The sequence below is a fragment of the Streptomyces sp. SX-6 genome (genome assembly GCF_059089585.1).
In genome coordinates, this window is record NZ_JBTHHU010000002.1 from 338,875 (window position 1) to 351,644 (window position 12,770).

The 12,770-nt window shown below is 71.9% G+C and carries 13 protein-coding genes; all 13 read right to left on the minus strand.

Features of this window, described 5'->3' with window-relative positions:
* Positions 1–422: 422 nt before the first annotated feature.
* Genes ACV530_RS03660 through ACV530_RS03720 form a run of 13 tightly spaced genes read right to left on the minus strand, consistent with a single transcriptional unit; the run spans position 423 to position 12,733 of the window.
* Positions 423–2,180, minus strand: coding sequence for an ABC transporter ATP-binding protein (locus ACV530_RS03660; protein ID WP_494330740.1), 1,758 nt, complete (start codon positions 2,178–2,180; stop codon positions 423–425).
* Entirely contained in the window at positions 2,177–3,160 is a 984-nt protein-coding gene (locus ACV530_RS03665) for a dimethylarginine dimethylaminohydrolase family protein (RefSeq protein ID WP_494330741.1), read from the minus strand. The genes ACV530_RS03660 and ACV530_RS03665 overlap by 4 nt, the downstream gene beginning before the upstream one ends.
* Before the next feature lie 38 nt (positions 3,161–3,198).
* Positions 3,199–4,098 (minus strand): GNAT family N-acetyltransferase, encoded by a 900-nt coding sequence (locus tag ACV530_RS03670; protein WP_494330742.1) that lies wholly within the window; start codon positions 4,096–4,098, stop codon positions 3,199–3,201.
* Positions 4,091–4,480, minus strand: a complete 390-nt coding sequence (locus ACV530_RS03675; protein ID WP_494330743.1) for a DUF5990 family protein — start codon at positions 4,478–4,480, stop codon at positions 4,091–4,093. The genes ACV530_RS03670 and ACV530_RS03675 overlap by 8 nt, the downstream gene beginning before the upstream one ends.
* A complete protein-coding gene (locus tag ACV530_RS03680) occupies positions 4,477–5,037 on the minus strand; it encodes an ankyrin repeat domain-containing protein (protein ID WP_494330744.1) in 561 nt (186 codons plus the stop codon). Before ACV530_RS03680 ends, ACV530_RS03675 begins: the two co-directional genes overlap by 4 nt.
* Before the next feature lie 24 nt (positions 5,038–5,061).
* On the minus strand, positions 5,062–5,430 hold the full coding sequence (locus ACV530_RS03685) for a bleomycin resistance protein (protein ID WP_494330745.1): 369 nt from the start codon (positions 5,428–5,430) through the stop codon (positions 5,062–5,064).
* A gap of 20 nt (positions 5,431–5,450) precedes the next feature.
* Positions 5,451–6,371: an aspartyl/asparaginyl beta-hydroxylase domain-containing protein gene (locus ACV530_RS03690; RefSeq protein WP_494330746.1), complete on the minus strand. Its 921-nt coding sequence runs from the start codon at positions 6,369–6,371 to the stop codon at positions 5,451–5,453.
* Positions 6,372–6,397: 26 nt separating this feature from the next.
* Positions 6,398–7,660, minus strand: a complete 1,263-nt coding sequence (locus ACV530_RS03695) for a coproporphyrinogen-III oxidase family protein (protein WP_494330747.1) — start codon at positions 7,658–7,660, stop codon at positions 6,398–6,400.
* Between the two features lie 8 nt (positions 7,661–7,668).
* Complete coding sequence (gene rfaE2, locus ACV530_RS03700) at positions 7,669–9,144, minus strand: D-glycero-beta-D-manno-heptose 1-phosphate adenylyltransferase (RefSeq protein WP_494330748.1); 1,476 nt, start codon at positions 9,142–9,144, stop codon at positions 7,669–7,671.
* Between the two features lie 5 nt (positions 9,145–9,149).
* The gene (locus ACV530_RS03705; RefSeq protein WP_494330749.1) at positions 9,150–9,401 is read right to left on the minus strand and encodes a phosphopantetheine-binding protein; all 252 of its coding nucleotides are present in this window, start codon (positions 9,399–9,401) and stop codon (positions 9,150–9,152) included.
* The gene (locus ACV530_RS03710) at positions 9,398–11,026 is read right to left on the minus strand and encodes a carbamoyltransferase C-terminal domain-containing protein (protein WP_494330750.1); all 1,629 of its coding nucleotides are present in this window, start codon (positions 11,024–11,026) and stop codon (positions 9,398–9,400) included. The genes ACV530_RS03705 and ACV530_RS03710 overlap by 4 nt, the downstream gene beginning before the upstream one ends.
* Positions 11,023–12,159 carry a glycosyltransferase family 9 protein gene (locus tag ACV530_RS03715; RefSeq protein WP_494330751.1) on the minus strand — a complete coding sequence of 379 codons (1,137 nt, stop codon included), beginning with the start codon at positions 12,157–12,159 and terminating at the stop codon, positions 11,023–11,025. Before ACV530_RS03715 ends, ACV530_RS03710 begins: the two co-directional genes overlap by 4 nt.
* Before the next feature lie 19 nt (positions 12,160–12,178).
* On the minus strand, positions 12,179–12,733 hold the full coding sequence (locus tag ACV530_RS03720; protein ID WP_494330752.1) for an MbtH family protein: 555 nt from the start codon (positions 12,731–12,733) through the stop codon (positions 12,179–12,181).
* Positions 12,734–12,770 lie beyond the last annotated feature (37 nt).

Here is a 12,770-nt window from a genome sequence, read left to right on the forward strand (position 1 = left end):
GATGCCTACGAGGCATGGGCACGAGGAACGACCGCGACGCTCCGAGTAGGTATCCACTTCGACGCCATCCACCTACCCGCCACCCTCGTGGAGCGCGGCATCCAAGGCATCAGAGACAGTGCCGCCATCAAGCGCCACTTCCGCAAGGCCGGCATCACCAGCGCCGTCATCGTCTCCCGTACACAGGACCGGTACAGCGTGCTCGTACCTCCCGGCACTGCCTTGGCCTGGACCGAACCCGCGACAGAGTGCATCGGCAGTGACCACCGCATCAACTACCTGGCGGTTCCCCTCATCGTACGCACAGAACCACCGGGCGCCTTCTGGCTGCTCCCGGCACCGAGCAACAGGGGCAAGCTGGCGCAGCCTGACGACGTACGGGCCCTGCTTGCCCAAGGTTCTCCCGTGGGAGAAGGGATGCGTCACACAGGCGCGTCGTCGTCCGCCCCCGGCGCCGGGGCGATGCGAAGGGCGGCGACGAGGTCTCGGTAGAGCTCGTCCGCGCCCAGGAGTTGTGCGTGGGTACCCAGGGCGCGGAGGCGGCCCTGGTCGAGGACGAGTATGCGGTCGGCGTCGCTGACGGTGGACAGACGGTGGGCGATGGTGACGACCGCGCCGCGGGTCGCCGTGCGGCGGACGACGTCGCGGACGGCGGCTTCGGTGAGGCCGTCGAGCTGGGCCGTGGCCTCGTCGAGGAGCAGGATGTCGGGGTCGCCGACGAGCGCGCGGGCGAGGGCGATGCGCTGGCGTTCGCCGCCGGACATGGTCGTGTCCGTCAGCACGGCGTCGAGTCCGCCGGGCAGGGCGCTCATCTTCGTGTCGAGGCGGACTTCCTCCAGTGCCGCCCACAGGGCGGCGTCAGCGGCGTCGTGGTGGCGGCAGAGGAGGTTCTCGCGCAGGGTGCCGGGGAGCAGGGGGGCGTCCTGTTCGACGTAGGCCATGCGGGCTCGCACGGCGTCAAGGGGCCATTGGGCGAAGGGGGTTCCGTCCAGGGTGAGTTCGCCGTGCTGTGGTTGGAGGAAGCCGAGCAGGAGGGAGAAGACCGTCGTCTTGCCCGCGCCTGAGGGGCCGACGATGGCGGTGTGGCCGCGGCGCGGGATGGTGAAGGTGAGGTCGCTGAGGGCCGGGGGGCCGTCCGGGCGGTGGCGTGCCGTGACCTTGTGGAAGGCCACCACGGAGTGGGTGGGAGTGGTGGCCGGGGCGGGGGTGGGGGTGGCGGTCAGGTCCTCCGCCTCCAGGTGTTCTAGGGTGCGGATCCGCTCCGCCGCGGCGATGCCCGACTGGAAGTTGCTCACGGTGCGGGTGAGGCTGGTGACCGGGTCGAGGATCTGGAAGGCGTAGAGCAGGAAGGCGACCAGGCTGGAGACGGGGAGCACGCCCGTCGTCACCCGCCAGGCGCCGAGGGCGAGGACGACGAGGATGGCGATGTGGATGCCGCCGGTCGCCACGGTCCAGGCGACGGCCTCGAAGCGTACGGCGCGGATGCTCTGGCGTGTCGACTCCTGCGCCTCGGCGAGGACCTTGGCGCACTGCCGGCCTTCGGCGCGGCCCGCCTTGACGGTGCGGATGGCGCGCAGGGTGCCGTCCAGTACGCCGCCCAGGCGGCCCACCGCCGCCTGGGCCTCGCGCTGGGCGACCGCCATCGGCGGCATCAGCACGGCGACCACCGCGCCGATGACGGCGATGGCGCCGAGCGTGGTGCCGAGCAGGACCGCGTCGAGGGTGCCCATCAGGGTGAGGGCGCCCACCAGCAGGACGACCGCGTTGACGAGGTCGGCGATCGAGCTCGTCGCGGCCTCGCGCAGCAGGAGGGTGTCGGAGGTGACGCTGGTGACGAGTTCGCCGCCGGAGCGGCCTGCCAGCGCCGTGACCCGGGCGTGCAGCAGCCGCCGGACCATGGCGCCGCGGGCTTCGAGCACGATGCGTTCGGCCAGGCCGCCCAGCAGGATCCACTCCACGAGCGCGCACCCGGTGCCGGCGAGGAGCAGGCCGACGAGCAGGGCGATGGACGGGCCGACCGGCGCCCGTTCGTCCAGTCCGTCCAGCACGTGCTTGGTGACCATCGGGGTGGCCAGCTGGGCGAGGGTGGTGCCGAGGCCCAGCAGCAGGCCCAGTACGAGGGCGCGGCGGTGGGGGCGGACGAAGGACCACAGGACGTCGATGTTGCGCGAGCGCGTCACAGCAAGGGGAAGGCGTAGGAGAAGCGGTTGAGGTGCATCATCATGCACGACAGCAGAGCCCCGCCCTTGTGGTACTCGGACAGGTTGAAGTAGGAGACCTCGAAGGCGAGCCGGGAGGCGATGTCCTCCAGCTTCCGGTTCTTTCGCACTTCGCTGTCGTATTCCTCGGTGCCGGCCTTGAGGTCGTGTATGTGCGAGGAGTTGAGGAGGACGTTGTCCAGGCGCACGGAATTGCAGATGCCCGTGTAGGCGTTGTCCTCGTCGATGTCGACGATCTCGGTGCGTTTCTCGAGTTCGCGTATTTCCGCTTCGCCGAAGAGCGCGGTGCACACCAGGGTCTGCTGGTCGGTGAGCGGGAACACCGAGCAGTCGAGGTGATAGAGGTGGGGATCGGTCATCCGGAGTTTGACGACCTCCATGCCGAAGGTGCGTTCCATCCAGTCGTAGGTCTCGCGGTCGGAGCGCTGGCCGTAGCCGCCGGCGTAGACGTTGCCGTGGAGGTGCTTGAGCTCGGCCTCGCCCTCGAACCGTGTCGGGGGGACGTGGGTGTCGTAGCCCATCGCCTCGAAGAACGCGGTGCCGACCGGGGTTTCCGCCTGGCGGGGCGGTGAGGTGTAGCGGGAGATGACGACGGTGTTCCGGTCCTCTAGGTGTTCCAGCACGATGCCGAGGTTGGCGGTGAAGACGAGGTCCTGGAGAGCAGTGGTGCGCGGGGTGGGCAGGAGTGCCACGAGGGCTTCGGAGGCCACGTAGTTGTAGAGGTCGAGGAACTGGGCGAAGGCCCGCTGGGTGTCGGGGACCCGCTCCTTCGCGGTCAGTTCCTCCATCCAGACGTTGTTGGGGACCTCACAGGTGTACGAGAAGGGGGCGTTCATGAGGAAGGCGGGCCGCCGGAGCTGGGTGGGGTTGGCCGGCCGGTCGGCCATCCGCTCCTCCCATGGCTCGCTGGATGTCGCGGGTGGCCGGACTGCTTCTGACATCGGTGCGTCTCCTCGGTCGGGGCGGGAGGTGCTCTCGGTCAGGAAGGAGCGGACGGTGCAGACGGGGTGGACACGGTGAGTTCATGGCCTTCGGGGAGCAGGATGACGAATTCGGTCCGTCCCCAGGGCTGTTGGACGGGCGGGCCGTCGACGCGTGCGCCGGCGTCGGCCGCCCTGCGGTGGACGGGCGCGGCGTCGGTGGCCACGTCGAGCCGGAGGCGGACGGGGGCGGGCCGGTGTTCCGCGGCCTCGATCCGGATCCGGGGGCCGGTGCTCCAGGGGCCGAGGACGGCCTCGGCGAGGAACGGCGGATCGCCGAGGACGAAGGCAGTGCGGGCGCCGAGCGCGGTCCGCAGGAGCGCGAGCGTGGCGGACACGTCCTGCACGGGCAGGTCGGTGACCACGGCCAGGGTCGTCGCGGGCTCCTCCGTCCGGGACCGGCCCAGGACGACCACTTCGTGCGGGCGGTCGCGGTTGGCGAAGTGCTGGGCGAGGCGGCCGCGTTCGGTGAGGCCGATGCGTGCGGCCACGGCACGGGAGCGGTGGTTGGCGGCCTCGATCCAGGCCTCCACGCGGTCCAGGCCGAGGGGGCCGAGGCCGTGGCCCGCCACGGCCTCGGCGGCCTCCGTCGCATAGCCGCGGCCCCAGGCGTCCTTGCACAACAGCCAGGTGAGTCCCGGCACTTCGATCTCGCCGAGCAGTCCGGCCATGCCCACGGCCTCGCCGTCCGCGGTCCTGACCGTCCACAGCCGGGCGCCCTCCTGGCCGGTGCATTCGGCGAGGTAGCGCGCGGTCTCGGCGGGGTCGGCGCAGGCCGGTCTGTTCCACCAGCGCATCACCTCGTGGTCGCCGTAGGCGCGGTGGAGGGGGGCCGCGTCGGCGTCCGGGTCCAGCGGGGTCAGGTGCAGGCGGTCCGTATGTAAGGTGCCGTCAGTCATGGGGCCGCTCCCCCGTCGTCCAGCCGTCGTCGGTGAGCCGGGCGCGGCTGGCGCTCACATCGGTGACGGTCGCCGAGAGGCTGCCGCCGGCCGGGGCGGCGCCGGGCAGCATGACCTTGCAGCGGCGGGCCCAGCCCGTGCCGGACGGGTCGCGGCGGCCGAGGTAGAGGAATCGCTCGCCGCGTGTGCCGTGCACGTACGGCCCGGAGAAGTCGGTGGTCCCGGATGAGGTGCGCAGGGGGACGTCGAGCTCGTAGCGCGTGGTGGCGCCCGGGCCGGGCCGTCCGGGCAGCAGTGCCCCGGTCTTGTCCTGGAGTCCGCTCTCGCCGCCGTCGCCGGGCAGGTCGGGGGCGGTGAGGAGGATGCGTACGGTCGTGGTCATGGCATCAGGGAGAAGTCGTCGGGGGCGGAGAAGCCGAGCTCGTCGCGGCAGAACCGCTCCCACTCGGGCGTCACGGCGTCGAACACCACGTCCTCGCCGTGCCAGATGAAGCGGGTGACGGTGAGGTCGTGGTGGAGGTACAGCATGCCGTCCTCCTCTTCCACTTCCACACCGGGCCAGTCGGAATAGGCGGCGAGTTCGGGCCCCGGATAGGCGCGGCAGTACGGTTCCCAGGTGCGCGGCGGCGCGGTGCCGTCGCCGCGGGCGGCGTCCTCGGCGGTGCGCAGTTCGCGTGCCGCGTCGCGGTGGCCGGCGGCCACGGCGATCTCGTACGGGGTGCGGGCCTCACGGCCCGTGGCGCCGGGTTCGGCTCCGGCCGCCAGCAGGACCCGTACGGCCTCGGCGTCGCCCCGGCCGGCCGCGCGGTCGAGGGCGCTCCAGTCGTCGGCGTCCCGGGCAGCCGGGTCGGCGCCGTCGGCGAGCGCGGCGCGCAGGGCCGTCAGGTCACCGTCCCTGGCGGCCTCGGTGAGCGTCGGCCGTCCCGTGGTCTGTGCCATAGCTGCTGCTCCTCATCCCTGTCGTCATTCCGCTGCGGCGAAGTGGACACAGTTCCCTGCGGGGTCGCGGACGGCGAACTCGCGGCCCGCCGGGGATTCGCCGACCTGTGTCATGGCCGGGCCGGAGGCGTTCGCATAGTCGGTGGAGACCGCCGTGGCCCATTCCGTGTGCAGGGCGTCGGGGTCAGTGACCTCGATCCAGGCGGAGGTGTTGTCGGCGACGATCTGGTGCTCGGTGCGGCTGATGTAGAGCCGGACGTCCCCCCGGCTCACCCCGGCGAAATCCCCGTCGCCGAAATCCTTCCGAAAGCCGAGGGCGTTCACCCAGAAGGAGACATTCGCCGGAACATCGACGGCGGTCAGAACGGGAACGGCACCCGAGAATTTCGTCACTGCGGCACCCTTTCAGAATTTCATTTCCGGGAAATTTTTTCATCGTAGCACAGGCGTCCGTCCCTCAACTCGACTACAGACGCGCCGACTTCACGCAGATGACGGCGGATCAGACTCGTGATGTTCGGGTCGGCGTGGAGCCGGATCGTATCCTCGTCGATTTCGATCCGGCTGATGCCCTGCTTGTTCATGAATCCCACCACACGGTCGGCGAAGGAGGCACGATCGGCGAGGATCGCGTCGCGCAGGGAGTCGTCGAGTCCGGGATGGGTGACGTCCATGAGGAGCACCACACGGGGTTCGGTTCCCTCGTGCCGGACCTCGTGCTCGAAGGAGTCGTCGAAGACGAGGCAGCGCCCCTCCTCCCAGCGCAGCCGCTCCTCCCCCACGCGTAGGACGGGCCCCTCGGGCACCTTCAGCCCCAGGTGGACCCGGAGCCGGGTGTTGGTGCCCCCGCAGTGGGGCACGATGTGCGTCCCCGGGTACAGCCAGGAGAGGGTGACGACCCCCGAGCCGGCGTACGAGGCCTCCGGGATCGCCTCGATCACGGCGGCGGTGACCGGGAAGCGGGCGCAGGCGTCGTCGAAGCGCTGGCCGGCCTCGTAGAAGGTGACCTGTTCCCATCGGCCCGCGCCCAGCAGCCGTTCCTCGACCGGAAGGAACCCCTGCCCGGCGGGGTCGGTGACGCGGTCGAGCTCGGCGCGCATCGCCGCGAAGTTCTCCTCCAGGTGGGTGGTGAACCAGAAGGCGGCGGGGTCGTGGACGGGGCGCGGCGGGATCGAGGGCACGTAGTGCACGGGCCGCTGTGCCGGGTGGCGCCAGACGCCCTGCTCCACGGCGAGCCGGGCGCACCGGCGCGCGGCGTCGTGGTCGCCCTCCGCCTGCAGGGCATTGATCAACTCACTGTAGTGTGCGCGGACTTCGCTCGACCTGCGGGTCATGGGCAGCTCCTCGGGGCCGGCCGGGCTCAGGCGCGTTCGGGGGCCAGACCGTGGGCCATGGTGTGGGCGAGGTGGGTGATGTAGGCGCGGTGGATGGTGGAGCGGTCCAGCCGGAGGCTGTACGGGGTTTCGACGAAGCGGCCGCCGCACTGCTCGAGCAGGTCGAACCAGCGGCGGACGTACGGGGTGGCGCGGACCTCGGCGAAGTCCAGTCCGGTCAGCCTGCGGAAGCGGGCGAAGTCGACCCCCTCCCTGGTCATCAGCGCACCGCCGACGGGGGCGGTCAGCCGCTTCGGGTCCTCGGTGGTGAAGCGGTGGGCGAAGGTGAACTCGCGCGGGGCGAGCAGGTATCGGGCGTATTTCTCGTTCTCGTTCCACAGCAGGTGGTGGCCGATGACGGACTCGGCGCCGCTGCCGAAGCCGATCTTGTCGCCGGCCAGGTCGTATTTGTAGTTGCCGTCCTGGTCCTCGTGGCGCGCGTCGCGCACCCAGTACCCGTGGCAGTACTCGTGGTAGCCGGCCACGCCGAGGACGTCCATGGCGAGCTCGTAGGCGTCGATCATGCTGTGCCGGTCGTGGGCCTCGAGGAACTCGCGGTCGAGCTGCATGGCCATGACGGTCTTCGGGGTCGCGCGGTAGGGGTAGACGGAGACGTGCGGCGGGTCGAGCGCGAGGACGGCGCGCAGGGTCTCCTCGAAGGAGGCGGGGTCCTCGCCGGGGAAGCCCGAGATCAGGTCCACGTTGAACTCGTCGATGCCGGCGGCCCGGAGCAGGGGGACGGCGGCCAGGGCCTGTTCGCGCGAGTGGGCGCGTCCGGCCTTGCGCAGCTGGTACGGGTTGAGGGACTGCACGCCGACGCTCATCCGGGACACGCCGAGGCCGCGCAGGGTCTCGAGGGTGACGGGGTCGAGGTCGTTGGGCGTGGTCTCCACCGACCACTGGCGCAGCCCCGACAGGTCGAAGGCGTCGTCCAACGCGCCGTGTACGGCGGCGAGTTCGGCGGGGGTGAATCGGGTGGGGGTGCCGCCGCCCCAGTACATGACCTCGGGGCGGTAGCCGAGCCGGGTGAGCTGGGGGCCGTAGAAGCGGATCTGGTCGCACAGGGCGGTCACGTAGGGCGAGCGCTCGTCGGCTCCGCTGCGCAGGCGCCGGACGGGGATGTCGGTGACCCAGTCGCAGAAGTGGCATTTCGAGGCGCAGAAGGGGATGTGGACGTAGAGGGCGAGGCCGGGGTCGCGCTCGTCCCCCAGGGCTTCGCGGATGGCGGTGAGCAACTGCCTTGGTCCCATGGGGTGGTTCATCGCTCCCCCTCCCCTGTGCGGGACAGCGCGTGGATGCGCCGGATGATGTCGGTGGTCGAGGTGTCGGGGACGCTGGGCAGCAAGTGGACGACGCCGCCCAGACGCTGGACGAGGGGGGCCTCGGGCAGGGTCTCGAGGGTGTAGTCGCCGCCCTTGACGTACACCTCGGGGCGCAGGGCCTCGATGAGGGCGCCGGGGCTGTCGTCGTCGAAGGGCACGACGAGGTCCACGCAGCTCAGGGCGGCGAGGACGCGCATGCGCTCGGCGAGGGGGATGACGGGGCGGCGCGGGCCCTTGAGGCGGCGGACGCTCGCGTCGGTGTTGACGCCGACCACGAGCAGGTCGCCGAGTTCCTTGGCCCGGCTCAGGCAGGAGACGTGGCCGCCGTGGAGGAGGTCGAAGCAGCCGTTGGTGAAGACGACGCGGCGGTCGCGGGTGGCGGGGTCGAGGAGCCTGCCGGGGAGCGAGCCCGTCGTACGGACCTTGTCGGTGCCGCCGAACAGCCGCCGCAGTCCGGCGGCGTCGCAGATGCCGGTGCCGGGGGTGCCGACGGCGGTGCCGGCGGCGGCCGAGGCGAGTTCGGCCGCGACCGCGGAGTCCGCGCCGGCCGCGAGAGCGAGGGTGAGGGCGGCGGTGAAGGTGTCGCCCGCGCCGACGGTCGCGGAGGCGAGCGGAGCCCGCCGACCACGCGCGAAGGTACGGACGGGAGGCCGGCCGTGCTCGAACAGCATCGAGCCGTCGGCGTCCAGGGTGAGGGCGACCCGCTCGGCTCCCGTCACCCGCAGCAGTGTGTCACCGAGGGACGCGGGCCAGGGCGTGCCGGAGGCCGGGGCGGTGGTGTCGAGCAGGCGCAGGGCCTCCTGGTAGTTGGGCTTGACGGCGCTGGCGCGCAGCGCGGTGAAGCGCCCGGGCCGCCGGGAGTCGACGACCAGGGTGGGCGGGCCCTGCTCGCGGTGTGCGGCGAGCCATGCGACGGCGTCGGGCTGCCAGACGCCGTACCCGTAGTCGGAGACGATGACCGCGTCGACGGCGGGCAGGAGGGACCCGGCGTCCTCGGCGAAGTCTCCGGCGAAGTCGAGGGGGTGTTCGCCGCCCTCGTCGAGGCGGAGCAGCATCTGTCCGTCGGCCAGGACCCGGCGTTTGGTGACGGTGGTCCTGCCGGGCTGTACGCGGACCAGGTCCGTGCCGACGCCTTCCTCGCGCAGCCCCTCCAACAGCCGCCGTCCGGCCGGGTCCTCGCCCACCGCGGAGAGCAGTACCGGTACGGCGCCGAGCGCGCGGAGGTTGACGGCGACGTTGGCGGCCCCTCCGCACTGGTGGCGTACGGAGGTCAGGGTGACGGCGGGTACGGGCGACTCGCGGCACAGGCCGGAGGTGGCGCCCCGTACATAGGTGTCGAGGATGACGTCGCCGATGACGAGGACGCGCAGTCCGGCGATCCGGTCGAGGAGGGCGGAGAGGTCGGTGTGCACGGGCCTCACTCCCCCGCCCGCATCGCGTCGATGCGCTCGGCCATGCCGGCCACGGTCCGGGTCTCCAGCAGGACACGGAGGGACAGTTCCGCGTCGATGAGTTCCTCCACGCCGCTGACGATCCTCATGGCGTGGAGGGAGTTGCCGCCGAGCTCGGTGAAGTCGTCCTGGGGGCCGACCCGTTCGAGGCCGAGGGTGTCGGCCCAGATCGCGGCGATCTCGCGCTCGAGGGCCGTGCGGTCGAGGGGGTGGCTCATGTGCGCGCCCCCTTGCGGCTGCTGAGGATCCGGCCGGGCAGGACGAGGTAGTCGAGGCGCGAGTCCAGCAGGGTGCGGATGGCGTCCTCGGGGGTCTCGACGATCGGTTCGCCCTTGGTGTTCAGGCTGGTGTTGAGGACCATCGGTACGCCCGTGCGGTCCTCGAAGGCGCGGATGAGGTCGTGGTAGGCGGGGGCGTCGCGCCGGTCGACCGTCTGGATCCGTGATGTGCCGTCGACGTGGGTGATGGCGGGGACGCCGGGTTGGAGGACGGGTGTGGCCCGCAGCATGAAGGGGCTGTCGGAGAGGCCGAACCATTCGGCGGCGCGTTCCTTGAGGACGGACGGTGCGAACGGCCGGAAGTGCTCACGGAACTTGACCTGGGAGTTGAGCCGGTCGCGCATGTGCGGGTCGCGGGGGTCGGCGACGATGCTGCGGTGGCCGAGCGCCCGCGGCCCGACCTCGCCGGCGCCGTCGTACCAGCCGATGACGGCTCCCCCGGCGACGAGTTCGGCGGCCTTGCCGATGTAGTCGCCGACCTCCTCGACGGCCAGGTCGGCCGCGTGGGCGTCGACGGCCCGGCGGACGGCGTGGTCGGGGTACTCGCGGACGGAGTACATCAGCTCGGCGTTGGTGTGGTGGAGCCTGGGGTTGTCCAGGACGTGGTGCCAGTACCACAGCGCCGCGCCGATGGCGGTGCCGTCGTCGCCGCAGGCGGGGTGGAAGTGGAGGTGCTCGAAGTCCGATGTCTCGAAGGCGAGTTGGGTGGCGATGGCGTTGAGCGCGGTGCCGCCGGAGAGGCAGATGTTCCGCTCGATGCCGTTGCGGGCGCACAGGGGGCCGAGGTCGGCGAGGACGGCCGTCACCTGGCGTTCCAGGCCGAGCTGGATGTAGTGGGCGAGGGTGGCGTTCAACGGGCGCCCGTCGACCTCGACGATGCGCGGGTGCCGGTCGGCCAGGGCCACGAGGGCGGCGAAGTCGCGGACGGTGTCGGGTACGTCCTCGCCGGGGCCGTCCGGCCTGCCGTAGGGGGCGAGGCCCATCACCTTGCCGGCGCCGACGATGCTGGAGCCGAACATCAGGTCGGCGACGTAGCAGTAGCCGATGTTGGCGTTGAACCAGGCGTCGAGGTCGCGGCGCAGCGGGTAGAGGCGGCTGCCCTTGCCCGCGAAGGCGCGGCAGCCGGTGGGGTCGATGGCCACGGCCATCGACGAGCCGAAGTCCGAGGTGTAGTAGGCGGTCGCGGCGTGGATGAGGTGGTGGTCGGGGTTGACGGTGCAGGGGATGCGGCGGCCCCGGATGCTGACCTCGTCGTTGCGCTGGTTGACCCAGAACTCCGCCCAGGTGTCCTTGAGGTCCGAGCCGTGCAGGCGGGCCACGTCGGGGGTGTCCATGTTGTGGAGGTTGCAGAGCATGACGTGGTCGACGTCGGCGAGGACGGCCCCGGCCTGGGCGAGCAGTTCGTCGAGGTCCTCCTCGCGCAGGCCGGGGTGCTTCTTGAGGCGGGAGAGACGCTCGGTGGTGACGTATCCGGCAACCCGGCCCTCCCGTAACAGCACGCCGGAGCCGTCATGGTTGAAGTTGATGGACAGGATGGTCCGCACCGCGGACGGGTCGGCGCTCATGGGGTACTCCTGATCGTCGCGGGGTGGGGCCGCACCGTCCGCAGCCGGTCCCGCACCGCCGACCAGACGCGTTCCACCGGGAGTTCGGCCAGGCAGCGCGGGTACGGGCCGGCCGGGCCGCGGTAGGGCAGGACGCAGCCATGCGCGCACCGCCGCTCGGCGAGGCGGTCCGGCGCGTGGTGCAGTCGCGCGCACGGCCACCGCAGGGAGACGCCGGTGTGGTGCGGGTAGATCCGCGCCCAGAGGTATTCGGTGCCGGTGGGCCCGTACAGGACGACGGTCGGGGTGCGGACGGCGGCGGCGATGTGTGCCGGGGCCGAGTCGTTGCCGACGAGCAGGTCGGCATCGGCCAGGATGCTCACGGCCCGCTCGAGGCCGGCGCCCGCCTCGACGCGGACGGCGGCCCCGGGGTGCCGCGCCAGCACGGCGCCGCGGAGTTGCTCCAGTTCGGGGCGTTCCGAGGTGTCGCCGAGGAGGCAGAGGGAGGCCGCGCGCTCGGCCGCGAGGCGGGTGCAGAGGCGGACGTAGTGCTCGTGCGGCCAGCGCCGGTTCCAGTGCGGGGCGCCTCCGGGGTGGACCGCGACCAGCGGGCGGGGCAGTCCGGCCGTGGGGGCCACCGTGCCGTGACGGCGCGGGAGTTCGGGCAGGACGTCCTCGGGGCGGGGCCGGTCGGGCAGGCCGAGGGCACCCGCCAGGCCGACGGCGTACTCGTACAGGTCCGGGGCGCCCCACAGGGGGCGCGGCAGGCGGATGGGGTGGGTGATGTGCTCGTCGCCGGGCCGGCCCTGCGGGAGGCCGATCCGGTGCGGGATGCCAGCGACCCGGGCGTGGCCGGCGTGCAGTCCGGCGCTGTCCGGGTCGACGACGCAGAGGGCGAAGCCGCGCCCGGCGAGGGTGCCAAGGACTGCGTCGTCGGGTTCTCCGGGTTCTCCGGGGCAGGTGAGCAGGTCGTCGGCGAGGGTGTGGTCGGTGAGGGTCCGGCCGTGGCGGGAGGCGAGGTCCTCGCCCACGACGAGGGTGAGGGTGGCCGCGGGGTGGGCCTGGCGGATGAGGGCGAGGCCGATGTTGCGCTGGAGGAGGTCGCCGAGGCCGGGGGCCCGGAGGTCGGTGAAGACGGCGATGCGGGTGGTCATGCGGGTGCCCTTCTTCCCGTCATGCGTCGGCCATGCGCTCCAGACGGCCTTGTCCTGTAAAGCCGTTGAGGTCGATCCGGGCGCGGCACCGGACCGGTTCGAAGTCGAGGGTGAGGTCTCCCGCCAGGCGGATCTCGGACGCGGTCGTCGTGGTCTCCTCCGGGTCGATGCGGACGCCCAGTTCCGTCCCGCCCCGGGTGCCGGTGAAGCGGACGAAGACGTACCCGCGCTCAACTGCCTGCCGCAGGGCCTCCGCAGTGCGTTCCGGGCGCAGGACGATCTCGACCGGCTGATCTCCGGCGCACAGCCGGTCCACCAGGCTCGGCTCCTCCTCGGCGGGTTCGGGTGCCGGGGCGGGTTCCGCGTTCTCCGCGGCACGCATGGCCTCGCGCAGGCTGCGGGGGCGCATGTCGGTCCAGACCTCGTCGATGTGGCGCAGGCACTCGTCCTGGGTGCCGGAGACGCCGGTGGCGTGCCAGCCGGCGGGGATCTCCTGTTCGGCGAGCCAAATGGAGTACTGCTCCTCGCCGTTGATGACGACGTGGTAGGCGGACTCGGCGGCCGGTGCGGTCATACGTGGCTCCTCGGGGTGGCGGTGCGGGCGGGCAGGG